The organism is Streptomyces sp. NBC_01498, assembly GCF_036327775.1.
In the GTDB taxonomy this organism is placed as follows: Bacteria; Actinomycetota; Actinomycetes; order Streptomycetales; family Streptomycetaceae; genus Streptomyces.
In genome coordinates, this window is sequence record NZ_CP109598.1 from 6690635 (window position 1) to 6714350 (window position 23716).

Below are 23716 nucleotides of genomic sequence, written 5' to 3' on the forward strand. Positions count from 1 at the left end.
CCTCCTGGAGAACTTGACGTGTATCGGGCACGCGGTCTGGCCCTTTCCTAACACGCATCCGGAGGCAGGTGATCAAAAACTTTCATTACATCTAGGTTGCCATCTGTTGAGATGTACATGTGAAGGACGATACTGCCGACCGTAAACCGTTCAACTAGGAACGGATACACAGGGAGGACGCAGTGACTTCGTTGCTCAACCCCCGGGTGCGACGCAGACGTCTGGGAGTGGCCGCAGCCGCTGCCGCCGGACTGATCGCGACGCTGCTCGCCGCCGGACCGGCGGTCGCCACACCCGACCCCGGTGACGTGCCGGCCCAGGAGCAGACCTCCAAGAGCCAGCAGGCCGAGGCCAAGAAGGCCATCCAGAACAACGACATACCCGGCGTGAACGAGATCGTTCACAGCGACAACATGTCGCACGTCGTCAACGTCCCCAAGGAACACCTGCCGGGCACCAACTCGGACATGGCCTTCCAGGGGAAGTACGCCTTCTCCGGGAACTACGACGGCTTCCGGATCTTCGACATCAGCAAGCCGTCGAAGCCGAAGACCGTCGCGCAGGTCCTGTGTCCCGGTGGCCAGAACGACATCTCCGTCTCCGGGAACCTGCTGTTCCTGTCGACGGACGCCTCGCGCAGCGACAACTCCTGCTCCAGCGCCTCGGCGCCGGCGACGGAGAAGTCGTCCTGGGAGGGCATGAAGATCTTCGACATCAGCGACAAGCGCAACCCGGAGTACGTCGCGGCTGTCGAGACCGCCTGCGGTTCGCACACGCACACGCTGGTGCCGGACCGCAAGAACGTGTACGTGTACGTCTCCTCGTACTCGCCCAGCGCGTCCTTCCCGGACTGCCAGCCGCCGCACGACGGCATCAGCATCATCAAGGTGCCCCGTAACGCGCCCGAGAAGTCGAAGATCGTCGACTTCCCGATCCTGTTCCCGGACGGCGGCAACCCGGGTGCGCCCACCAACCCGGGTGTCTCGGCGACCACCGGCTGCCACGACATCACGGTGCTTCCGTCCAAGGACCTGGCCGCCGGCGCCTGCATGGGTGACGGCATCCTGTTCGACATCAAGAACCCGGAGCAGCCGCGGGTCATCGACCGCGTCCAGGACAACGTCAACTTCGCCTTCTGGCACTCCGCGACGTTCAACCAGGGCGCCAACAAGGTCGTCTTCACCGACGAGCTCGGTGGCGGCGGCGCGGCCACCTGCAACGACGAGATCGGCCCGAACCGCGGTGCGGACGGCATCTACGACATCGTCGGCAAGGGTGACAAGCGGACGATGAAGTTCAAGAGCTACTTCAAGATCGACCGCCCGCAGGCGGCCACCGAGGTGTGCGTGGCGCACAACGGTTCGCTGATCCCGGTCAAGGGCAAGGACATCATGGTCCAGGCCTGGTACCAGGGCGGCATCTCCGTCTGGGACTTCACCAACTCGTCGAAGCCGAAGGAGATCGGCTACTTCGAGCGCGGCCCGGTCACCCTCGACCGCGTCACGACGGCCGGTCCCTGGTCGGCGTACTACTACAACGGCTACATCTACTCGAACGACATCGCCCTGGGTCTGGACGTCGTCAAGCTCGACGACCCCCGGACGGACGAGGCGAAGAAGGTGCGGATGGACGAGCTCAACGTCCAGACGCAGCCTGACTACTTCGAGGACTTCCGCCGCTGACGGCGCTGCCGGCCGCCACGGCGGGCGGCCGGACCGGTGGGGACCTGACCCCACCGACCTCGTCAGACGTTCCGCCGGGCGGGTTCCCCGCCCGGCGGATCCGCGTACCCCGGATCCAGGCCGTACCGCTGGAACAACTCCTCGCGCAGCTTGACCAGCGGCATGCCCGCCCCCGGCAGCAGAATCGCGAACACCGCGCCCATCATCAGCGCCCGCAGCATGCGGTAGTCGCTCTCCACGTCGTCCGACCCGTAGCGCTCCATCGCCTCGCGCAGCAACTCGGCGAGCCGCTGCTGCTCGGCGCACTGCACGAATCCCTCGGCCTGGAGGATGCCCGCCATGTGGGCGCGCATCAGCACCGGGTGATCGACCGTCAGACCCAGGACGGCGTCGATGGACCGCGCCAGTACCTCTCTTCCGTCGTCCGTACGCGGCGGGCGCTCCATGGCCGCCTGCAAGGTACGGTGCATGAGCCGGTGCACGGCCGACTGGAACATCGGGCGCTTGCCGGGGAAGTAGTACGAGACCAGTCCGCGTGCCGCTCCTGCCCGGTCGGCGATGTCGGCGAGGGTCGTGCCGTCGTAACCGTGCTCCTCGACCAGGTCCACGGTGGCCTGCAGAAGCCGCTCGCGGGAACGCCGACGAAGTTCTTCATTGACCGATGGGCTCCGCGGGGACATGCTGGACTCCTGCGTTGACTGGCTCCTAGCCAGTATACTCGGCACGTCCTCGCCGACCGGCCCGCAGGGCTTGGTGGGTGTGGGTGGAGGCTGCCTGTCTTGGGCGACGCGGGGGATCGCCCAAGACAGGCAGCGTGCTCGTCGTCTCCCTGTTCCGGCCCGCGAGTTCGCGGGCCGGAACAGGGGACGGTCGAAGCGGATGCGCGGCTACCGGCTCTCTCGTCACCGTGCCGCGCGCCCCGGTGCCGCCGGAGGGGTGGTCACTCGCCCCGGCCGCGTCGGGCCCGGTTGTCCGGACCGCTGGTGATGTCCCCCGGCTCCGGCCGCGCGGGGAGCGCGGGGCCGGAGCCCGGGTGCCGGAGACCGACCGGTGGGACGTGCGGGATCAGACGCCGCCGGACGTCACGCACACCGGCTGGGTGCCCCGTACGTAGCCGCCGTTCAGGCTCGGCTTCCAGAAGACGGCGCACCAGAGGTCGCCGTGGGCACCGTCCTGGTACCCGGTCCACCAGTGCGATCTGTTCTGCCACTCGCCGTCGTTGCTGTTCGAGACGGTGCCGTGCGGCCCGAACAGCTCCCAGTGGCCCGTCCCGGTCCAGCCGGACGCGCGGACCTCCATCTTGACGACGTCGGCGTCGTACATGTCGCCTTCGAAGTCCACACAGATCTGGTGGTTGAAATTGGTGGCGGACTGGCACCGCGTACGGTCCAGGGGTTTCGCCTCCGCCGACGCGGACACCGTCCCCGACAGTGCGATCGCCGCCGCCACCGTCGCGGCAAGTCTCAGTTTCATTCCGGGCCCTTTCTTGGAGAAACAGGCGATTCAGGAGGCGATGACCGGGGCGCAGGCGGTGTCCATGTAGCCACCGGCCTCGTAGAGCGTCGCGCAGACGCGGGACGCGTTCCGCTGCATCAGGACGTTGACGGGAAATATCGCCTCTTCGGAGAGCCTGCTCCCGCCCCACGAGCGCTCTCTTCCGAAGAGTTCCCGATTCTGGTCGTCCAGAATGCGGACGTGAATCCGGGGATTTCCGACCCCGAACAGCGGGGACTGGAAATCACCGCTGATGGTCTGGAAGTCCACCAGATTGCGGGCGTCCCAGTCCACGCACAGAATCCCCGCTCCGCCCTGAATCGGGGTGCACCCGCCGCCGGTCTCGGCCGCCGCCGGCGATCCGGACATCAGGGTCGCGACAGCGGCGCCGATGGCCGCCACCGCGAGTCCGCGCCGGGACAGGTGCTTTCTTGCTCGAATCACAGCTTCCTCTTTTCTGACGGCACGACGGACAACAACCGGCGATCCACGCTCCGCTTCTTCTCGCGGATCCGGATTCCCTTTCTCCGAATATGCGAATCGCTGCGCCGTCGTTCTGAGGATGATTCTGCGGTTCGCCTCTTACCGATCGCTTACCGGGCTCATGTGTCGTGATTTCTCTTGCTTTCGGGGCGTTCCCCGAGCGCGCGCGGGCGCTCGGGGAACGCGAACTCCGCCGGACGGATCGCCGGACGGATCGCCGGACGGATCGCCGGGCGGCGCGCCGGACGGATCGCCGGGCGGCGCGCTACGACGCCGGAAGAACCTCGGCCCCGCACTCGTCGCACGCGTCGCACCCGTCGGGCCGGTCCGTCCCGCCGGTCAGCGTCTCCTCACGCTGCCGGCGGGCCTCCCGCACGAGGGCGGTGACGGCCGGGCTCTCCCGGCCCGGGAGCCACGCCAGCACCGACGTGATGGGCGCCATGTCCGTCACGTCCACGTAGACGATGCCGGGACGGGGATACAACTCCCGGCAGGCGGCGGGCACGATGGTGATGTTCGGGCCCAGCGCGGCGGCCGAGAACAGGGCTTCGAGGTTCGACGCCTCGTCGTCCGTGAACGTGACGCGCGTGCCGTCCGGACGCGGGTCCACCGCCCAGAAGGACCGCCATTCCTCGGGTACGGCCTGCGAGACGCTCACCACGGCCTGGTCCGCCAGATCCGCGAGCGTCACCCGGTCGCGGGTGGCGAACGGGTGCGTCTCGCTGACCGCGATCACCCTCCGCTCCACGGCGAGAGGCTCCACCTCCACCCCGGCGGGCACCGGCAGATAGAGCACGACGACGTCGACCTCCCCCCGGGGCAGCGCGTTCACCTGCTCGACGAAATCGAGGTGACGGACCTTGATGGCCAGCGCCGGGTAGCGGATCCGCATCTCCGCCAGCAGGGCGCGCATGTGGGGCAGGGCCACCATGGCCTCCAGCGTGCCGACCACCAGGTCGCCGGCTTTCGGCGGCAGGGCCCGAAGCACCGGGCGCGGCTCCCGGAGCAACTGCGTGTGGACCTCGGTGAGCGCCCTCCCCGGCCCCACGCCCAGATCGTCGGCGAGCCGGTGCCGCACCATCTCGTACCGCAGCAGCGCCTCGGCCCGCCGCCCGCACGCCCGCAGCAGCATCAGCAGACGGGCGTGGAGCCTTTCCTCGTACGGCGATTCGGCGGCCATCCGCTCCAGATGGTCCAGGGCCAGTTCCGCTTTTCCGGCTTCCAGTGCCGTGTCCGCGAGTTCGAGCGCCATGGTGATGCGCGTGTCCTCCCACTGGCGTACCAGAGGATCCGTGCGTATCCATTCCGGTCCGTCGGCGAAAAGCGGCCCGCACCAGAGACCGAGCGCCTTGTTCAGTGTGTCGAGCCGTTCCTCGGACGCCGCCGCCCGGGGCGCCCTCGCGATTCGCCGAAACTCCATGAAGTCGTTCTCGGCCTCGATTTCGAGACGATAGCCGTGCCCTTCACGTGTGACGGTGGCAGACGACCCGCAATGCGTCCTGAGCCATTCGCGGAGTCGCGACACCGTCGTGTGCAAAGTCCCCGTGGTGCAACCGTCGGGCCCCCAGGCGCATTCCGCCAGCCGGGCGGGACTCACCGGCTCCTCGGGGTGCAGGAGCAGGGCCCCCAGCACGTTGCGAACGGCCGGCCGTGTCACCGCCGCTTCTTTTCCGTCCACCTGGACACGCAATCTGCCCAGAATTTCTATCTTTGCCTGCGCTTGTGCCATCTGAAACGCTTTCCCCCTGGAATTGCAGCCGTCTTCGGCCGGTTCGAGCCTACGCGCGGAAGCGGGGCCGGATCGCGCCTCCCGGTTCCGCGCGCGCCGGGGTGACGGCGTCGGCGCAGCGGGGCACGCAGCGGCTTTCGACCGGGTTCGTACCGCCCGCCGATAATGCGTTGCCCGTCCCGTCGTCCGCGGCGATGATCGCGGGATGACTCCGACTCCCCCCGACGGACGCGCCGGCATCGACGCCGCTCTGGTGAAGCGTCTGATCGCCGCGCAGTTTCCCCGGTGGAGCGCGTTGCCCGTCACCCCGGTGGAGGTCGACGGGTGGGACAACCGGACCTACCGGCTCGGTGACCGTATGACCGCCCGGCTGCCCACCGCCGCCGGCTACGTACCGGCGGTCGCCAAGGAGGACGAGTGGCTGCCCCGGCTGGCGCCCGCGCTGCCCGTCGCCGTACCGCCGGTGCTCGGCCACGGCGTTCCCGGTGAGGGATATCCCTTCCCGTGGTCGGTGCGCGGCTGGCTGCCCGGTGAGACGGCGCGGCCCGACCGCGTCGGGGACATGTCCCGCTTCGCCGTCGCGCTCGCCGGGTTCCTGCTCGCCCTCCAGCGCTGCGACACCAACGGCGGCCCGGTCGCGGGCGAGCACAGCTTCTACCGGGGGACGCCGCCCGCCTTCTACGACGAGGAGACACGCGGCCTCCTGGCCGCGCTCAAGGGCCGGGTGGACACCGACCGGGCCACCGCCGTGTGGGAGGCGGCTCTCGCGGCCGAGTGGCGGGGGGAGCCCGTCTGGTTCCACGGCGACATCGCGTCCGGCAATCTGCTCGTCGCGGAAGGGGAGTTGGCCGCCGTCATCGACTTCGGCACGGCGGGGGTCGGGGACCCCGCCTGTGATCTGGTGATCGCCTGGACCATGTTCGCCGGGGACAGCAGGGCCGCGTTCCGGCGGGCGGTCGCGCACGACGACGGCGCGTGGGCACGGGCCCGTGGGTGGGCCCTGTGGAAGTCGCTGCTGGTCCTGTCCGAGAACATCGGCACCGATGAGGACGTGGCCGACGTCAACCGCCGGGTGATCGCCGAAGTCCTCGCGGACCACGACGAGTTCGCCTGATCACCTCACCCGGCAGGGAGCCGGCCCACATCGCCCGACCCCGGCGGGGGACCGGACGGGGACGCGGCCGGGGGGCACGTCGGCGGACGCGGCCGGGTCCCGCCCGGCCGCGTCCGCCCGCTCAACTCCCGCCGCCGGGCGTCAGGCCGCGCAGTACTGCGACTCCTTGCCGATGGAGCGGTACATGCAGTCGGCGTTCTCCAGCAGTTGCAGCACCGCGTCGCGGTTGCGGCTCGTCTCGCGCTCGATCACCTCGTCGGGCGGGTAGAACCCGCCGCCGCTCCCGGAACTGCCCGGGTACATCTCGAAGGTGTACGCGAAGACCTTCTGGTTGCCCCACAGCCAGTCGTCGATCGACCCGTCCGTGATGTAGAGGTCGCTCGCCTGCTCGGCGGTGTACCCGTTGCTCGCGGCCATCTTCCGGCCGACGGTGGCGAACGCGTTCCGGTCGTCCGCCGTCAGGCCGGGAGCCGTGTCGGCGGTGGTGTACCCGTACGGCCACAGCACCAGCTGGCTGTACGTGTGGAAGTCGATGGCCGCCTTGAGCTGCTGCCTGCCGCCGACGACCCGGCTGCGCGCGAAGTCGGCGACCACCTTGACCTCGGGCGCGGACTCGGCGCGCGCGCCGCGGTAGGTGTCGGAGCTGGGGCTGCCCGAGGAGCCGCCGCAGCAGCCGAACTGGAAGTTCCAGTTGCGGTTGAGGTCCGTACCGATCGCGGAGGAACCGGAGTTGGGCTGACGGTTCTTGCGCCAGCTGCGGTAGGTGCCGGTGGCGATGTCGTACTCGCCGCCGTCCGGGTTCACGTCCGGCACGATCCAGATCTCGCGGCCGTTCACGGCGTTGGTGACCCGTGAGTCACTGCCGTAGGTGTCGCCGAGTTCGCGGATCAGATAGAGCGCCATCTCGACGGTGAGGTGCTCGCGGGCGTGCTGGTGGTGGGTGAAGAGAACCTCGGGCTCGTTCTCGTCCGTCGCCACGTTGTCGCTGATCTTGACCGCGATGATGTCCCGGCCCTCGTAGCTCCGGCCGATGACGCGCTTGCTGATCAGGTTCGGGTGGGCGGCGATCCGCTGGTTGATCTCCGCGTTCATCTCGGCGTAGTTGTGGTAACGCGAGTCGGCCGAGGGGAAGTCGAGCGGCCGGGCGGGCCCGCCGTTCGTCCGGGCCGGCGGCGCGGCCAGCATGTCCAGCTCGTAGCCGAGCGCGCGCAGCCGTTTCGCCTGGGAGCCGGTGGCGCTGACGACGGTCGAGCTCTCGCGCGCCGCGTCCACGGCCACGCCGGTGGCGGCGAGGGCGGTACGGGCCGCGACGTCGTCCGCGCCGGCGACCTCGTACTGCCGGATCGGCTCCTCGGCGGCGACGGCGGGCCGTTCGGCTGCTCCCGGGTCCGGGGGCGCGGCCTCGGCCGTGAAGGGGACGGCCACCGCGAGTGACAGCACGGCCGCGAGGGTGGCGGCCTTCCATCTGCTCTCGCGTATGCGAAGACGCATGGTTTCTCCTGGGTGGGGAGGCATGGGGGGTGCGGTCGCGCCGTGTGGCGCGGCGTTGTTCGCGCACATCGTGGGGCTCTGGCATGACCGGGTCAAGTGTCGAACTTCGGCCACGGCTGCCCGTCCGGCGGACAGGGTTGTCCCGCAACGCGGTTGTTCCTGGAGGAGGTTGACGGCGCGGGCGCGCCAACCGAGGGTGCATGAACGCCGACTTGGCAGTCCAACCGGCCTGGTCGCCCTGATTCGTCGGGGAGTTGGGCCGGGCAGTCCGGGCCCCGGCCGCCGAGAGCCGTCCGGCCGTGTCCGGGGCCGGTCTCGTACACGCGTACGCGCGACCAGCCTCCGGGAGAGCCGGTGCGGCGTCCCCCGGGGCGCTCGGCGCGGGCGTACGAAGGGGGCCGCGGGCGATTCGAACGGCGCGGGCGGGCACCGCCGTGGCCCGGTCGGTCCGCGCGTGCCGGGCCCGCCACGCCGGAGACGCCCGGCCGTTGGGCCGTTGAGCCCGCGCGGGCGTACGAAGGGGGCCGCGGGCGATTCGAACGGCGCGGGCGGGCACCGCCGTGGCCCGGTCGGTCCGCGCGTGCCTGACCCGCCACGCCGGAGACGCCCGGCCGTTGGGCCGTTGAGCCCAAGGAGGGAAGTTCCGGGCGGGCGCGTCACCTCACCGGGCGGGATCCGGCCGGTGGCCCGTGAGGTGACGCGCCCGCCGCGTCAGCGGGTCAGGGCGAGGACCGGGCGCAGACCCGAGGGCCGTTCCTCGACGGGGAGGTGGTCCACGAAGTGCACGGCGCAGCCCAGTTCCGTCGCGCCGCCGTCCGCCTCACGGTCGTCCCCGACCATCAGCACGTCGCGCGGGTCCTGCCCCAGGGCCTCGCAGGCCGCCCCGAAGAGCCGGGGGTCCGGCTTCTGCACGCCGTGCTCGTACGACAGCACATAGGCGTCCACCAGGTCGTCCAGGCCGTGCGCGCGGAAGACCGGACGCAGGTCCCAGCCGATGTTGCTGATGACGCCGACACCGATGCCGTCCCGCTTCAGGGTGCCCAGCACCTCCGCCGTGTCGGCGTACGGCCGCCAGGCGTCCGGCGTCCGGTGGCGCTCGTACAGCGCGTCGTACAGCCGGGGGTCCGGGAGGGCGACCTGCCGGGCGAGTCCGGTGTAGACGGTCCGGTGGCGCTCCGCGCTCTCGTCGCGCGTGGCCCACAGCGCGGCCAGCTCCGGCGGGAGCTGCTGCGGCGACGACCCGCCGGGCAGGGCCCCCGCGACGGCCAGCTGGACCGCGTACCGCCGGACCTCCTCGGGCGGCACGGGCACACTCAGCTCGTCGAGTACGGCCCGGAGCCAGGAACCGGCCGATTCGATGCGGAACAGGGTCCCGGAGAAGTCGAAAAGCACACCCTTGATCTTCATGGTCCCGATCCTCGCCGGGTCACCGCCACCGGGACAAGGCCCGTCCTTCGTACGTGGCGACCGACAGGGCCACCAGGCACCCCCCGAACAGCCAGCCCCCCAGCACGTCCGACGCCCAGTGCACCCCCAGCCAGAGACGGGTGAAACCGACCCCGGCCACCGACACGATCCCCACCACCAGCGCGAGATGCCACAGCTGACCACTCGTCCCGTGCCGTCGCAGCAGCCACAGAAGCATCCCGACGGTGACGGTCGCGGTCATCGCGTGGCCGGAGGGGAACGCCGCGAAGTGCGCCGAGTCGACCGGATCCGGCCAGTGGGGGCGCTCCCGCCCGACGGCGGCCTTCACACCCTGCGACACCAGCGCGCCCACCAGGCTCGTCAGCGCCAGCCAGCCGGCGAGCAGGCGCGAGCCCCGGAACCAGAGCACCAGGAAGGCGACCGCCGTCAGCAGGCGCATCGTCCACGGATCCCACACCCAGTCGCTGAGAACCCGGTTCGCGTGGGTCAGGCCCGGGTCGGCCACCGCCCACCGGTGCAGGTCGTTGGCGACGGACCGGTCCCAGGAGTCCAGCGGACCCCACCCGGCCGCGACGAGCACCAGCAGCAGCACGGAGGCCGCGCCCAGCACGGCCGCCACCCGGCCCGCCGTCACGGCTCCTGGCGGCGTGGACGGCGACGGGGAGTCCGAACGGGGCGCCGGGGGGACCGCGGGGGAGTGCATCGGCTGATCCTTACCTGAACGGGGCCCCGCAAACAGGCCCGGAGAGCCCCGCCACGCTATCCCAGCGCGCGCAGCGCCGGGACGAAGGCGACCACCAGCGGCACTGCGGGCACCAGCGCCGCCGCTGCCGTCAGCCGCAGCCGACGCCCCGGCGTGAGCCGGGGGAGCGGGTCCAGCAGCCGGTCCACCCGGCGCGGCAACTCCGCGCCGGGCGGCGTGGAGGGCCCGAACACCCCCCGGTCCTCGTTCAGTTCGACCAGCGCGAGCGCGGTCGTGCGCCGGCCGACACGGCGGGAGGCGACGTCGTCGGCGGCCAGTTCGACCAGCCGGTGCATCTCGCCCCGGAACGCCGCGAAGACCGGCACCTGCGGGAAGCCGTTGGCCAGCGCCGACGAGCAGTGCAGCAGCCAGTCGTGCCGCGCGCGGGCGTGGCCCTGCTCATGGGCAAGGACGGCGTCGAGCCGGCGGCCCTTGAGCCGCCGCAGGGCGGCCGTGGTGACGACCAGCCGGGGCGCGGCGCCCGGCAGCCACGAGGCGCTCGGACGCTCGCCCTCCAGCACGACGAGCGGGCCGTCGCCGGGTTCCTCGCCGGGCAACAGCGGTGCGCGGACGAGCAGTTCGTCGCGGCGCCGCCTGCGCTGCCGGCGCGCCCGGTGGATCTCGCGGGCCAGCATCGCGCCCGTCCACACCCCGCCCGCCGCCAGGAGCGCGGCCAGCACCGCCGGCCACGGACGGCGGGCACCGAGCGCGTACGCCTCGACGACCTCGCTCGGGGCCGGGGCGAAGAGATGACCCCGTACGTCCACCCAGGCCGCCGCCGCGCTGAAGGTCATGGCGAGCGCGAAGCACAGCAGCACGGCCGCCACCACGCACTGCCACACCCAGAGGGCGACCACCGGCTCCCGCTCGGGCCAGTCGGCGCGGGCCAGCAGCCGGGGGGCGATCACGGCGGCCAGCGCACCGAGCGTCAGCAGCACCAGGGAGACCGTCATGCCGCCCAGTTTATGAGCGCGACGGGGCCCGCCGAGCCGGACGGACACCCCAAGTGACGCACGACACGGTCGTACCGGTCCCGGTGGCGCCCCGTGCGCATTCCCGGCGCCCGTGCGGCGGTCGCCTCGCGCGGGGCGCCGTGCGGGGATCAGAGGGTGAGCAGCATCGCGAGCATGGCGATGCCCATGGAGAGGCGGCAGGCGAGCGTCAGCTCGGCGTCGTCCGGATCACCGCCCACGGTGTCCGGCAGCGCTTCCGTCACCGTCCCGGTGCCCCGGCCGGGAGGCACCGCGGTCGCCGCCCCGCCGCCCTCCTTCGCGAGGACACCCGTCCTGTGCCCGCCCCCGCCCGCGCCGTCCCGCTCGGGCACGGGCTGCAACGGGAGCAGCCGCGCGCCCGTCCACAGCACGTAGCCCGCGTAGTAGATCAGCAGGACGCCCGTCGCCAGGGGGGTGCCTCCCGCGCTTCCCGGACCGTCCCCGGCGTGCGTGGCGTGCGTGCCGCCGGGGAGCAGGGCCATCGACACCGACATGTAGACCATCGCCAGCATCCCCACGAGGTGGTGCAGATGGTGCGACGCCCGCCGGGCCGGGCCCAGCGCCCGCAGCGCGCCGGCGCCGAAGACCGCCGCGTACGCCGTCCACGCCCAGCTCGGCGGTGTGACCGCCGTCGCGGGCACGGCCATCGCCGCCATCCCGAACCCCATCAGTGCCTCGCCGCCCGCCGTGCCGCGTCCCCCGCGCGCGGGACGGCGCAGCCGCAGGGCGCAACAGGTCCCGGCCGCCACGCAGAGCGCCACGACCAGCCAGCCGGCGGTCGCCGGTCCGTGCACCCCGCACCTCCTCGCCGTGATTCGTGAGCCCCGAACCGTGAGCCCCGACCACGAGCCGCACGCCATGAGCCGTGAACCATGAATCCTGGGCCGTCGGTCGTGAGCCATGAGCGGTGAACGACCAATGTCCACACAAACGGTGTCAACGGAGAAATGCCCGTGTCGTTCGAGGCGCACGCAAGCGCAGGGAGACACGGGGGGAGCGCACCGGGGGGACGCGGTCCGCGACCGGTGGACGCGGAAACCGCCCGCATTTCGCATTCCGCTGGAAACGGAAAACGTAAAGAAAATGGGCTGACAACCCGGCCGGCGAACTCCTTCGAATTGGTCTGGACAATGCCTCCGCAGCCCTTGTGGTAGCCGTCGGAAAGCGGTTACTTTTCGAGGGTGCGCCACGGAGGCGGGCGGGCTGCCGCCGCCTGTAATTCCCCCCACCGCCGTGGATCCGCGTATTTCAGGCAGATTTCTAGTGGGAGGAAATACTCCATGAGTATTTCAAGACGCGCCGTCATCGCATCGGCGCTGGCCGGTACCGCAGCGGCCGGCGGAGTCCTCGGCAGCCAGCAGGCGGGCGCCGCGCCCGTACCGCGAAGCAGGGCACAAGCGGCACCGCTCGCCAGTCCCCCCGGCGACGTGGTCGGCAAGATCACCGTCGGGTACCAGGGCTGGTTCGCCTGCAAGGGCGACGGTTCACCCATCGACAGCTGGTGGCACTGGAGCCAGAACGCCGGCCAGCCCCCGTCGCTCGGCAATACGACCATCAAGTCGTGGCCGGACATGCGGGAGTACACCCGCACATTCCCCACCGCGTATCCGAATCTGAACAATGGCCAGCCGGCCACGCTGTTCTCGTCGCACGACCAGCAGACCGTCGACACGCACTTCCGCTGGATGCGGGAGAACAACTGCGACACCGCCGCGCTCCAGCGGTTCAATCCCATGGGCGGCGAAGGCCCGACCCGGGACGCGATGGCACGCAAGGTACGCCAGTCGGCGGAGGCCAACGGCCGTAAGTTCTACATCATGTACGACGTCTCCGACTGGCGCGCCATGCAGTCGGAGATCAAGCAGGACTGGACGAACAAGATGAGGGCGTACACGTCGTCCGGCGCGTACGCGAAGCAGAACGGCAAGCCCGTCGTCTGCATCTGGGGCTTCGGCTTCGCCGACAACCAGCGCCCGTTCGCCCCCGCGGAGTGCCTGGACGTCGTCAACTGGTTCAAGGCCCAGGGCTGTTACGTGATCGGCGGGGTGCCGACGCACTGGCGCACCGGGGTCAGCGACTCCCGGCCCGGCTTCTCCGGCGTCTACCACGCGTTCAACATGATCTCGCCGTGGATGGTGGGGCGGATGGGCACCGTCGCCCAGGCCGACCAGTTCTACCGGGACGTCAACACCCCCGACCAGGCCGACTGCAACGCCCACGGGATCGACTACCAGCCCTGTGTGATGCCGGGGGACCTCCAGTCCCGGCACCGCGCGCACGGCGACTTCATGTGGCGGCAGTTCTACAACATGTGCCGGCTGAACGTCGCGGGGATCTACATCTCCATGTTCGACGAGTACAACGAGGGCAACCAGATCGCCAAGACCGCCGAGAACGGGTCGCAGGTTCCGTCCGGATCCGGCATCTGGGCGCTGGACGAGGACGGCACCCCGTGCTCCTCGGACTACTACCTGCGGCTCACCGGCGACGGCGGGCGCATGCTGAAGAAGCAGATCGCGCTCACCGCGACCCGGCCGACGCCGACCCGGTGACGCCGACGCGATAGCGGGCCCTGTCCGCGCGTGTGCCGCCGGGACCTCGGACCTCCCGGCGGCACTCGCGTCCCGCCGTGCCCCCGTGGGGCGCGCCCTCAGCCGGTGGGCGGCTGCCGCGCCCGGCTCTCCCGCCCCCGCAGTCTCGGCGTGAACGTCGCGTGGAAGATCGTGGACGCGGCCCCGACGGCGGCGGCCCCCGCGCTCAGCACGGACGGTTCCACCTCGACCCGGCGCAGCCGCCGGGCGGTCGGGAACTCGTTGACCGTGCGGGCGATCTCCGTGAGGTAGAAATCCGCCACGTCGTCCGTGAAGAACGGCCCGCCGAGGACGATCAGATCGATGTCCAGCAGGTCGACCAGCCCCAGCGCGCCCCGTCCGACCGCCCGCGCCACCTCCCGTACGGCCGCGACCGCCGCCGCGTCACCCGCCGCCGCGGCCCGGCCCACCGCCCGGTACGCGGCGGTGCCGCCGCTCGCCGCGGCCGCCGGGCGCAGCCCGCCGCGTGCCGCCAGCTCCGGCACGGACACCGGCGGATTGCACTCGGGCATCATCTCCGGACGGCCGTCCTCGTCCACCCGGCCCAGGGAGATCGCGCAGAGCTGCCCGAACTCGCCCGCGTTCGCGCTCACACCCCGGTAGAGGTCACCGTTCAGATAGAGGCCGGTGCCGACGCCCGTACCGAGGTAGAGGTACGCGAAGTCCCTCGCCCGCCGGTCCCGGCCGATCCAGCGCTCGCCCGCCGCCGCGGCCGTGGAGTCCTTCTCCATGATGACCGGGCACGGGAAGTGGTCCTTCAGCAGATACAGCAGCGGCAGATCGCCCCACGCGGACATCAGGGGCGGGCCGAGCACGGTCCCGGACGCGATGTCCACCGGGCCCGGCACCGCGACCCCGACGCCGAGGAACCCCTCGGGCCGTACGGTGTCCGCCGCGTCGGCCAGCGTCTCGCGGCCCAGCGCGGCCACCCGCTCCACGAACTCCGCCGGGTCGGTGTCCGCGCTGACGGACCGGGTGCGGGTGTGGACGATCGCCCCGTCCAGGTCGATCACCACCGCCGTCAGCAGCTCGGGGTCGATATGGATGCCCAGCGCGTGGGCGGCGGCGCCGCGCAGCCGTACCGGCGTACGCGGCTTGCCCGAGGTGGCGCGCAGCTGCGCGTCCTCGATCAGGATGCCCCGGTCGAGCAGGGAACGCGCGATACGGGACACGGACTGCTGGGTCAGGCCGGTGCGGTGGGCGATCTCGCCGCGTGTGATGGTGCCGGAGAGCCGGACGGTTTCGATGACCACGCACTCGTTGAACGACCCCAGGTCGATCTGGTTGACGCCGCTCCAGGTGTGGCCGCGTACGGCGCCGGCCGCCGGGCCACCGGCGCCGGTGCCCAGATGACCGGCCACGTTCTCGCGCAGCCAGCGCACCCCCCGGTACGGGTCGTCGGGCCGGCCCGACGCGTACCGCTCCAACTCGGCGGCCAGATCCAGATAGACGCGCCGCGAGGACTCCGGATGACTGGTGCTGTCGAGAGCGATCATGGCCCGCAGGAACGTCCGCCAGGTGGACCGGGCGGGCAGCTGATGGAGCGTCACGTCCGTTCCACCGTCGGGAGGTTGGGAGGACCGGTCGGCCGGGGCGGGAGCACCGTCGGGGGCGCCGTCCCACAAGGTGATCGCGTGCAGCGCGAGTTCCGGGTGCCGTCGGCTCGCCTGTGCGAGATACCCGGCCAGCGCACGGTCGGACGCGGCGCCGTCACAGGCCGTTTCGCGCCCGGCGGCGTCCGGGATTGCCCGGACGACGATGAACTCGGTTCCCCCCGTGGTGCCGTGACCCCCGCCCGTGCGGGCTCCCGCCTGCGCCGTACGCCCGCCCGTCCCGGCCCCTGTCGACGCCAGGGCCGCGTCAAGGGAGCGGTCGATGCCCGCCAGGACGTCCGCGCCGATCACCGTGCCCGCCGTCGCCGGAGGGCCCGGGTTCAGCCGGGTGCCCGCCAGCAGCACACCGCGCAGGGCGTCCACGTACAGGCCCATCACCCACACGTCGGCGCCCGGCAGCGGTGGCCGGGTCGGAACGGAAGGGGACACCGGCTCGTCCGGGACCAGCCGCCAGCGGCGGCGGATACCGGCGACCGTCGCGTGCGAGAGCCCCAACTCCCGTGCCACCGCCCGTGACGCGCCGCTGCCGCCGGGGGCGAGCAGCGTCCGCGTGACGACCTCGGCCTCGTCGACCGTGGCCGGCCGGCCGGTGCGCGGCCGGTGCTCCAGACCGTCGATGCCCGCGCTCGTCCAGCGCTGACGCCAGCTCCCCACGGTCTGCCGCGACACCCCCAGCCGGCGCGAGATCTCCGCGTCACGCAGCCCGTCGGCCGCCAGCAGCACCACCCGCGCCCTCGTCGCCAGCGGACCGCCCTCGTCCGCCCAGCGGCGCAGGACGGCGCGCGAATCGGGCGACAACCCGCCGTCGGCGGGCCCGTCCGGTCCGGTGTCAGCCACCCGCGCCTCCCTTCGGGCCGCCCCCGGGGGCCAGCCGCAGCGTGAGGATCTGGAAGGGCCGCAACGTGAGCGCCACCGAACGGCCTTCGTGCGCCCGCTCGGTGAGCGGGTCCTCCAGCAGGTCCGTCTCGTGCACGGCGGTGACCGGGAACCCGGCGGTCAGCGTCGTACGCGCCCGGCCGCCCCGGGACTCGTACAACCGCACCACCACATCGCCCGACCGGTCGTCCGCCAGCTTCACGGCCTCGACCACGACGTCCGCACCCGTCACAGCCACCAGCGGCTCCACCGCCCCCGCCGCCGGGGACGGGCCCGGCCGTAGCGGCAGGTTGAGCGCGTACCCCTCGGAGATCGCGTCCTCGACACCGGCGCCGGGGCGCAGCGTGTGCCGGAAGCACTGCGGCCCCCGGTCGGCGTGCGGGTCGGGGCCGTGCGCGGCCCGCAGCAGCGACAGCCGTACGAGGGTGGTGGTCCCGGCGTCCGCGCGGGTGTGCCGCGACACGTCGTAGCCGTACGTCGCGTCGGAGGCCAGCGCCACGCCCCAGCCGTGCTCGCCGACCTGGATCCAGCGGTGCGCCCACTGCTCGCGACGGGCCCCGTCCCGGCCGGTGTTCTCGTGTGTCGGGCGTTCGACATGGCCGTACTGGATCTCACCCCGGCTGTGGTCGGCGTGCACGTCCAGCGGCCAGGCGGCCTTCAGAAGCGTGTCCTGTTCGCGCCAGTCGACCTCGGTGTCGACGGCCAGCGCGCGGCTGCCCGCCGTCAGGGTCAGCCACTGGGTGACGGTGGACCTGCCGGTGCCGCGCTCCACCCGGATCCGTGCCAACAGCGGTCCGGCGTCGGTCACTTCGACGGACATCGCGGTCGTGAGATCACGCCGGGCCGGGTGTCCCGCCTCCCGGTGCGGTGCGTCGCGTCCGGTCGCGTTCCACAACGCCGGTTCGTCCCGGTGCAGTTGGAGCACATTGCCCGCCTCGCCCGGCGCGACGGCCTCGCGGCCGGCCGTCAGGTCGAGCGCGGAGCGTACGAGCCCCGCCGCGTCGACATGGACACGCAGCAGCCCGTTGTCCAGCAACTGCCCGCCGCCCGCGGCGGGGCCGGCGGCGGTCACCGTGACCGGCGCCGTGGCACCCAGTGGCAGCCCGGCCGTGCCCCGGCCGAGCGCGGGAGCCTCGGCCAGTACGGCGAGCCGCCCGTCGGACAGCGGCTGACCCCGTTCCGCCGGGCCCGGGTCCACCGGCCCGTCCCGGTCGAGCACGACCACCTCGCGGCGGGCGCGCGGCCCGGCGTTGAGGACCGTGGCGCCGTCCGGCTCGCCAGCCGAGCGCCGGATCAGGCCCTCCAGCCGGCGCCCGATCTCGCGGTGCGCCCGCTCGGCCTCCTCGTGCACCCAGGCGATGGCCCCGCCCGGCAGGACATCCCGGCTCTGGTGCAGCAGCACCCGCTTCCACAGGGTGTCCAGTTCGTCGTACGGGTAGGGCACCGCGTCCCGTACGGCCGCCGTCGCCGACCACAACTCGGCCTCGCGCAGCAGCGATTCGCAGCGCCGGTTGCCCCGCTTCGTCCGGGCCTGACCGGTGTACGAGCCGTCGTGCGTCCCCGCGTACAGCTCACCGCGCCACACCGGGGCCTGCGGGTACTCGGCCAGGGCGTCCCGGAAGAAGTGCGCCGGGTGCTGGATCGCCACGCGCGGCGAGCCCTCCAGATCGGCCAGCCTGCGCGCGCGTTCCAGCATCTCCCGGGTCGGGCCCCCGCCCTCGGGGTCCGTGCCGTGCCCGGTGTCGCCGTCGTGGTCGCCGCCCTCGTTCCGGCCCTGGCCGAACGGCACCAGCGAGCGGCTGCCGCCGCCCCGGTCCGCGTACACCGTTACGGCGTCGGCCAGTTCGGGCCCGGTGAGGGCCGCGTCGCGGGGGCCCGTCGGCGGACAGTGCGTGAAGATCCGGCTGCCGTCGACGCCCTCCCACCAGAACGTGCGGTGCGGGGACGAGGCGCCGTCGGGCCCGGTCGGACCGTGCCCGAGCAGCCAGCGCGCCCCGGCCAGCGCGGCGAGCTGGGGGATCGCGGCGGACATGCCGCCGGGGCCGGGCAGCCAGACCCCGTCGGGGTCCAGGCCCAGCTCCTCCCGGTGGAAGCGCCGGCCGTGCGTGAACTGCCGTGCCAGCGACTCCCCGCCGGGCAGGTTCGCGTCCGGCTCCACCCACATGCCGCCCACGGGGACCCAGGCGCCCCGGGCGACGGCCTTGCGTACGCGTTCGAAGACATGCGGGTGCCGGTCCTTCATCCAGGCGTGCTGCTGCGCGGACGGCGCGGCGAACACCAGCTCCGGGTACTCCTCGGCGAGCGCCGCCACGCTGCTGAACACGCGGGCGCCCGCCCGGACGCTCTCGCGCGCCGGCCGCAGCCGGGCGGCTCCCGAGCGGGCGTGCCCGACGGCGGCGACGGTGTGCGCGGACCCGTGCGCGGGGCGCGCGAGCACCGGGGCCAGAACGGCGCGCGCGCCGGCGGCCGTCCCCGGGATGTCACGCGGGTCGACGGCGTCGACGGCCCGGTCCAGCGCCCGCAGGATCTCGTGCCGGCGCGGCAGTTCGGCGGGCAGCGCGCGCATCAGGCCGTACAGGACGTCGATGTCGTGGACCAACTGCCAGATGTTCTCGTCCCGTACGGCGAGATCCGCGCGGAGCAGCCGGTGCAGGGGCTCGTCGCCGGCGGTGACCGGGTCGCCGAAGCGGGACCCGGCGCCGGTCACCGCGTCGATCGCCGGATTGGCCGCGGCCTCGACCAGCAGCCGTACGGGCTCGCCGCCCCGGGCGCGTACCGCGACGGTCACCGTCCGGTGCCGGTGGCCCAGGCCCTGGAGCGGGGTGCCGTGCTCGTCGTGGACCAGCCCCTCGGCCTGCCCGCCGCCGAGGTCGATCACCGCCTCCACCCGGCACCCCGCCCAGCGTTCGGGCACCTCGGCGGAGAAGCGGAACCAACTGGTGGACCAGGGGCCGCCGCCCCAGCGCTCGCCGACGACGAACGGCTCGTACCCGGCGCGCAGCGCCACGTCGACGGGGACCGGCTCACCGGGGATGTGCCAGGCGCCGATGTCCAGGGGGAGCCGCCCGGTGTAAAGCGCGGGACGCAGCCGCCGGTCGAGGAAATGGGCGGCGCGCGCCTCTCCGGACGTCCTTCGGTCATGCATGGGCGGCCTCCTGTCCAGCCAGTGAACGCCATGTAAAACCAAGAGTGTTATCAAGTCAACGCCGGTCCGGATCGCTTCTGCATTCCTGGTGGTGAGGGCCTTTCCGGCGCATTGTCAGTCGATTTCCCGCCCACGGAGTTCTCTTCGTGGACAATAAGTGTCCTGACATTCGCGCAATCAGAACGGCGGAACGAAAGAGAGTGCGGAGAAACGAAGAAAGGGACACGAACGGCAGGAGCGCCGGGGCCCTCCTGCCGTTCCCGCCCTTACGCCGGCCCCGCGCCGGGCTCAGTGCCGTACGGCCTCCGGCCTCCCGCAGTCGCCGGCGACCGGCAGCCAGACCCCGTCGCGTGCCGCGTCGAGCAGCGTCAGCATGACGTCCAGGACATGGCGGGCGAGTTCGCCGGACGCCCGGTGCGGACGGTCCTCGGCCAGCGCGGTCGCCAGATCGGCGAGCCCGGTGCCGCGCCCGGCGTTCCGGTAGCCGCCCGACACCGGCAGCGGCTCCCACCCGCCGCCCGCCCGGTGGAGGTCGACCGGCCCGTCGAAGCCGTTCGGGTCGGGGAGGGACAGCGACCCCTCGGTGCCGTGCACCTCGATGCGCGGAAGCCGCGCCGCGTGGATGTCGAAGCTCATGACCAGCGTCGTCAGCGCGCCGCCCGTGTGTTCCAGCAGCCCCGTGACATGGGTGTCCACCTCGGACGTGAAGCGTTCACCGGCCCGGGGCCCGCCGCCGACGACCCGTTCGGGGCGCGGCCGGGACGCGGCGCCGGTGACCCGGCCGACGGGCCCGAGCAGATGGACGAGCGTGGAGAGGTAGTACGGGCCCATGTCGAGCAGCGGTCCGCCGCCGGGCAGATAGTAGAACTCCGGGGCGGGATGCCACCGTTCATGCCCGGGGGTGGTCATGAACGCGGTCGCGGCGACCGGGGTGCCGATGAGCCCGTCGTCCACCGCGCGGCGCGCGGTCTGCACGCCCGTGCCGAGCACGGTGTCCGGCGCGCAGCCGATCCGCAGCCCCCGGCCGGCCGCCAGCGCGAGCAGACCGGCGGCCTCCTCACGGGTCGTGGCCAGCGGCTTCTCCCCGTACACGTGCTTGCCCGCGTCCAGCGCGGCCCGTGCCACCTCGGCGTGCACGGCGGGCAGTGTCAGGTTGAGTACGGCGTCGACGTCGGGGCGCGCGAGAAGTTCGGCGGCCGTGGCGGCGACGGCGACGCCCGGCATCCGCGCGGCGACCGCCTCGGCGCGCGCCGGGTCCAGGTCGGTGACGGCGGTCAGCCGGACGCCGTCGAGCCGTTCCAGGGTGGTCAGGTACTGGCCGCTGATCGCGCCCGCGCCGACCATGCCGATCCTCAGCGGCTCGCCCACAGCAGCCCCCTCTCGGTCAGGGTCCGGACCTCCGGCACGTCGAAGTCGTCCGGTTTGTGGCCGATGGTGGAGACGAACACCCGGCCCGCGCCCCAGGTCCTGGTCCAGACGGCGGGCATCGTGACCGGCCGGGACCGGTCCTCGTCCGCCTCGAACCCGATGGTCGCGAGCGTGTCGATCAGCGGGTCGGTGAGGGTCCAGTAGCGCTCGGTGTGCACCTGGAAGTCGGCCAGCCCGCCGACGACGGGATGGTCCGCGTGCTCCGGGAGGATGCGCACGGTGTGGTCGCTGAAGCCCGGTGGATGCGTCAGGAACTGTCCGCCGGTGAGGAGTTGGTAGCCGACGCTGCCGCGGAAGGAGTCGACGACACCGCCGTGCCAGCCCGCGAAGCCCGTGCCCGCCCGGACGGCCGAGACGAGTCCGTCGCACTGCTCCTGGCTGATCTCGCCCATGGTCCAGCACTGGACGATCAGGTCGGTGGCGGCGAGGAGCGGGGCGTCGGTGTACACGTCGAGGGTGTCGGCCGTCTCGACCGTGTACCCCCGCTCCCGGAGGAACGGCAGGAAGAGATCGGTGACGGTGACGGGCAGGTGCCCCTCCCAGCCGCCGCGTACGACCAGCGCGCGCCGGGGGCCGGGAACGGGCGGCGGGCCCGGGGTGGTGTCCGTCATGGTCGTTGCACGCTCCCGTCGGTGTTGCGCAGCAGGGCCCAGCGGTCGTGTTCCAGCGGCGCGGGCACCGGGTGTCTGCGGGCCGCCGCCTCGTCGAAGTCGACGCCGTGACCGGGCGTCCCGTGCGGGAACAGCGCGCCGTCGCGTGCCACGATCGTGCCGGGGAATACATCGAGCACGGCGGGCCTGAACACGGCGGCCTCCTGGACGCCGAAGGCGTGGCTGCTGATGTTCATGGCGAGCGTGGCGGCCTGGGCGACGGGGCTGACGTCGGCGGGGCCGTGCGGGGCGAGCCGTACGCCGCGCAACTCGCAGGCGACGGCGAGCTTGCGGGCGGGGGTGAGCCCGCCGAGGGTGGGGACCCGGATCCGGGCGAAGTCGATGGCCGGGCCGTCGAGCAGCGGCAGGAACTGGCCGATGTCGTGGAAGAGTTCACCGACGGCGAGCGGGACGGGGGAGCCGGCGCGCAGCGCGGCGAAGTGGCCCGCGTCCTCGGGGGCGAGCAGGTCCTCCACGAAGTACAGCCCGGCGTCCTCGACCCGGCGCAGGAAGTCCCGCGCCTGCCGGGGGTCGAGCCGTTCGTGTACGTCGTGCAGCAACTCGACCTCGTCGCCGACCCGTTCGCGTACCTCGGTGAGGACGCGGGGCACGGTGCGCACGTACGCGGCGGAGTCCCACGGCACCGAACGGGTGCGCAGCGCGTGCGCGTCGGCGGCGGGCGCGGCACCGGTGCCGTAGGTGTCGGCGCCGGGGACGGCGGCCTGGACGCGGACATGGCGGTAACCGCGCTCGCGCGCCGCCACCACCCGGTCGGCGATCTCGGCCGCGTCCGTGCCGCTGACATGGGTGTAGGCGTCCGCGCGGGTGCGGACCCGGCCGCCGAACAGCGAGTACAGGGGCGCGCCGAGGCGCTTGGCCTTGAGGTCCCACAGAGCGACGTCGATCCCGCCGAGCGCGTTGCCGCTGATCGAACCGCCCCTCCAGTAGGCGCTGTTGAGCATCAGCCGGTGGAGGTCCTCGATGTCGTCGGGGTCGCGCCCGACGAGCATGGGCGCCAGGTAGTCGTCCAGCACGGACCGGACGGCGAGGGTGCGCTGCGGGTCGCTGGCGCAGCCGAGGCCGTACAGGCCGGGCTCGTTGGTCTCGACGCGGACGATCAGATGGGGGCAGCCGTGCGGTGCGGTGAGGAAGGTGGAGACGGCCGTGATGCGGATTCTCGCGCCCCGTTCCTCGACCCAGGGAGCGGGAGCGAGGATGTCGGAGCGGGCATCAGGCGGTGCCATACGAACTCCCTCGTACAGATAGCAGGATGATGTACGTCTATCCGAACGTAGAGAGCGGGGCTTTAATTTGTCAATGACTCTACCAATTATGGGCCGCGGCGTCGTCAGTGCTGTCCGAGGCGTTTGAGGAGAGTCCGCAACGCGTGTGCGGCCTCCGTGACGGCCCCGGCGATCTCCTGCGCGCGGGTGTCGTCCATCCGGGTCTTGGGGGCGGAACAGCTGAGCGCGTCGCCGCCGCCGCGCCCGGTGCCGAGCGCCACGGCCACGCACCGGATGTCCACGGAGTTCTCGCCGTCGTCCATCGCCCAGCCCCGGAGCCGGGCCTCCGCGAGCTGGCGGATCAGCTCGTCGGGGTCGGTCACCGTGTCGGGGGTGAGCCGGGCCAGCGGCCAGGCCAGCCGGCGCTGCACCTCCGCCGCGTCGTACTGCGACAGCATCGCCTTGCCGAGCGCCGTCGCATGGGCCGGCAGCCGCCGCCCCACCGCCGAGTACATCCGCAGCGCGTGCCGTGACTCGCGTTTGGCCAGGTAGACGACGTCCGTCCCGTCCAGCCTGCCCAGATGCACCGACTCGCCGGTCTCCTCGGCGAGCGCGTCGAGCACCGGCCCGGCCAGGCTCGCGACGTCGTCGCCCTCCAGATAGGCGGTCCCCGTCAGCAGGGCCTTGAGGCCCAGGCTGTAGCGGGTGCCCGAGGCGTCCAGGTCCACCCAGCGCCGTGCCTCCATGGTGCGCAGGATCGCGTGCAGGCTGCTCTTCGGCACCGCCATCGCGCTCGCCATCTCGGCGAGCGAGAGCCGGGCGCCCTCGGTGCCGAGCAGTTCGAGCACCTCCAGCACCCGGGCCGCCGACTTGACCTCTTCGGGCTTGCGCCCGCGCGCAGTTGCTGCCACCGATTCCACGGAACCTCCGCTTCCCGCACCGGTGCCCCTCGGCGAACCGGCCAGCACGATTCTCGACGTGCGTCTTGACGCTATATCACCGCGACCATAAGTTCAGTCACTCCAACGTCATTCG

18 protein-coding genes and 1 pseudogene are annotated in these 23716 nt (G+C 72.3%); 3 read left to right on the forward strand and 16 right to left on the reverse strand.

Translation table 11 applies throughout. The features are described 5' to 3' along the window. Positions 1-182: 182 nt before the first annotated feature. Complete coding sequence (locus tag OG875_RS28620) at positions 183-1682, forward strand: LVIVD repeat-containing protein (protein WP_330177121.1); 1500 nt, start codon at positions 183-185, stop codon at positions 1680-1682. Between the two features lie 62 nt (positions 1683-1744). Here the strand turns inward: OG875_RS28620 and OG875_RS28625 are convergent, their stop codons facing one another. From OG875_RS28625 to OG875_RS31080, 5 genes and pseudogenes are all read right to left on the reverse strand, one after another. Continuing rightward, entirely contained in the window at positions 1745-2290 is a 546-nt protein-coding gene (locus tag OG875_RS28625; protein WP_443079217.1) for a TetR/AcrR family transcriptional regulator, read from the reverse strand. Between the two features lie 457 nt (positions 2291-2747). Next, positions 2748-3155, reverse strand: a complete 408-nt coding sequence (locus OG875_RS28630; protein ID WP_330177123.1) for a hypothetical protein — start codon at positions 3153-3155, stop codon at positions 2748-2750. Between the two features lie 30 nt (positions 3156-3185). Further along, complete coding sequence (locus OG875_RS28635; protein ID WP_330177124.1) at positions 3186-3620, reverse strand: hypothetical protein; 435 nt, start codon at positions 3618-3620, stop codon at positions 3186-3188. A gap of 304 nt (positions 3621-3924) precedes the next feature. Continuing rightward, entirely contained in the window at positions 3925-5079 is a 1155-nt protein-coding gene (locus OG875_RS28640; protein ID WP_330177125.1) for a BTAD domain-containing putative transcriptional regulator, read from the reverse strand. A 36-nt stretch (positions 5080-5115) separates the two neighbouring features. Then, positions 5116-5628: pseudogene (locus OG875_RS31080) on the reverse strand (AfsR/SARP family transcriptional regulator); the annotation flags it as partial. On the opposite strand from OG875_RS31080, the gene OG875_RS28645 reads away from it, so the two are divergent. Next, the gene (locus tag OG875_RS28645; RefSeq protein ID WP_330177126.1) at positions 5594-6502 is read left to right on the forward strand and encodes an aminoglycoside phosphotransferase family protein; all 909 of its coding nucleotides are present in this window, start codon (positions 5594-5596) and stop codon (positions 6500-6502) included. The pseudogene OG875_RS31080 and the gene OG875_RS28645 overlap by 35 nt on opposite strands. A 141-nt stretch (positions 6503-6643) precedes the next feature. On the opposite strand, the gene OG875_RS28650 is transcribed toward OG875_RS28645, so the two are convergent. From OG875_RS28650 to OG875_RS28670, 5 genes are all read right to left on the reverse strand, one after another. Further along, a complete protein-coding gene (locus OG875_RS28650) occupies positions 6644-7993 on the reverse strand; it encodes a M14 family metallopeptidase (RefSeq protein ID WP_330177127.1) in 1350 nt (449 codons plus the stop codon). Positions 7994-8704: 711 nt separating this feature from the next. Then, complete coding sequence (locus OG875_RS28655) at positions 8705-9400, reverse strand: HAD family hydrolase (RefSeq protein ID WP_330177128.1); 696 nt, start codon at positions 9398-9400, stop codon at positions 8705-8707. Positions 9401-9419: 19 nt separating this feature from the next. Next, positions 9420-10124 (reverse strand): phosphatase PAP2 family protein, encoded by a 705-nt coding sequence (locus OG875_RS28660; protein WP_330177129.1) that lies wholly within the window; start codon positions 10122-10124, stop codon positions 9420-9422. Positions 10125-10180: 56 nt separating this feature from the next. Beyond that, positions 10181-11116 carry a M56 family metallopeptidase gene (locus OG875_RS28665; protein ID WP_330177130.1) on the reverse strand — a complete coding sequence of 312 codons (936 nt, stop codon included), beginning with the start codon at positions 11114-11116 and terminating at the stop codon, positions 10181-10183. 149 nt (positions 11117-11265) lie between these two features. After that, on the reverse strand, positions 11266-11949 hold the full coding sequence (locus tag OG875_RS28670) for a DUF5134 domain-containing protein (RefSeq protein ID WP_330177131.1): 684 nt from the start codon (positions 11947-11949) through the stop codon (positions 11266-11268). 486 nt (positions 11950-12435) lie between these two features. Here OG875_RS28670 and OG875_RS28675 point away from each other — a divergent pair, with 486 nt between their 5' ends. Then, on the forward strand, positions 12436-13707 hold the full coding sequence (locus OG875_RS28675) for a glycoside hydrolase family 71/99-like protein (protein WP_330177132.1): 1272 nt from the start codon (positions 12436-12438) through the stop codon (positions 13705-13707). A gap of 98 nt (positions 13708-13805) precedes the next feature. Here the strand turns inward: OG875_RS28675 and OG875_RS28680 are convergent, their stop codons facing one another. The 6 genes from OG875_RS28680 to OG875_RS28705 all read right to left on the reverse strand — a co-directional run bounded on the left by OG875_RS28680 (position 13806) and on the right by OG875_RS28705 (position 23592). Next, positions 13806-16196 (reverse strand): ROK family protein, encoded by a 2391-nt coding sequence (locus OG875_RS28680; protein WP_330177133.1) that lies wholly within the window; start codon positions 16194-16196, stop codon positions 13806-13808. Continuing rightward, a complete protein-coding gene (locus OG875_RS28685) occupies positions 16189-19380 on the reverse strand; it encodes an alpha-mannosidase (protein WP_330177134.1) in 3192 nt (1063 codons plus the stop codon). The genes OG875_RS28680 and OG875_RS28685 overlap by 8 nt, the downstream gene beginning before the upstream one ends. A gap of 288 nt (positions 19381-19668) precedes the next feature. Beyond that, positions 19669-20748: a Gfo/Idh/MocA family protein gene (locus tag OG875_RS28690; protein WP_330177135.1), complete on the reverse strand. Its 1080-nt coding sequence runs from the start codon at positions 20746-20748 to the stop codon at positions 19669-19671. After that, positions 20733-21419: a ThuA domain-containing protein gene (locus OG875_RS28695; protein WP_330177136.1), complete on the reverse strand. Its 687-nt coding sequence runs from the start codon at positions 21417-21419 to the stop codon at positions 20733-20735. Before OG875_RS28695 ends, OG875_RS28690 begins: the two co-directional genes overlap by 16 nt. Beyond that, the gene (locus tag OG875_RS28700) at positions 21416-22702 is read right to left on the reverse strand and encodes an enolase C-terminal domain-like protein (protein ID WP_330177137.1); all 1287 of its coding nucleotides are present in this window, start codon (positions 22700-22702) and stop codon (positions 21416-21418) included. The genes OG875_RS28695 and OG875_RS28700 overlap by 4 nt, the downstream gene beginning before the upstream one ends. Before the next feature lie 104 nt (positions 22703-22806). Next, a complete protein-coding gene (locus OG875_RS28705; RefSeq protein WP_330177138.1) occupies positions 22807-23592 on the reverse strand; it encodes an IclR family transcriptional regulator in 786 nt (261 codons plus the stop codon). Positions 23593-23716: the final 124 nt, after the last annotated feature.

Coding starts and splice junctions, on each gene's coding strand:
- OG875_RS28630 (WP_330177123.1), bottom strand. CDS start 3,155: ATGAAACTGAGACTTGCCGCGACGGTGGCGGCGGCGATCGCACTGTCG.
- OG875_RS28640 (WP_330177125.1), bottom strand. CDS start 5,079: ATGGAGTTTCGGCGAATCGCGAGGGCGCCCCGGGCGGCGGCGTCCGAG.
- OG875_RS28645 (WP_330177126.1), top strand. CDS start 5,594: ATGACTCCGACTCCCCCCGACGGACGCGCCGGCATCGACGCCGCTCTG.
- OG875_RS28650 (WP_330177127.1), bottom strand. CDS start 7,993: ATGCGTCTTCGCATACGCGAGAGCAGATGGAAGGCCGCCACCCTCGCG.
- OG875_RS28655 (WP_330177128.1), bottom strand. CDS start 9,400: ATGAAGATCAAGGGTGTGCTTTTCGACTTCTCCGGGACCCTGTTCCGC.
- OG875_RS28660 (WP_330177129.1), bottom strand. CDS start 10,124: ATGCACTCCCCCGCGGTCCCCCCGGCGCCCCGTTCGGACTCCCCGTCG.
- OG875_RS28665 (WP_330177130.1), bottom strand. CDS start 11,116: ATGACGGTCTCCCTGGTGCTGCTGACGCTCGGTGCGCTGGCCGCCGTG.
- OG875_RS28675 (WP_330177132.1), top strand. CDS start 12,436: ATGAGTATTTCAAGACGCGCCGTCATCGCATCGGCGCTGGCCGGTACC.
- OG875_RS28685 (WP_330177134.1), bottom strand. CDS start 19,380: ATGCATGACCGAAGGACGTCCGGAGAGGCGCGCGCCGCCCATTTCCTC.
- OG875_RS28695 (WP_330177136.1), bottom strand. CDS start 21,419: ATGACGGACACCACCCCGGGCCCGCCGCCCGTTCCCGGCCCCCGGCGC.
- OG875_RS28700 (WP_330177137.1), bottom strand. CDS start 22,702: ATGGCACCGCCTGATGCCCGCTCCGACATCCTCGCTCCCGCTCCCTGG.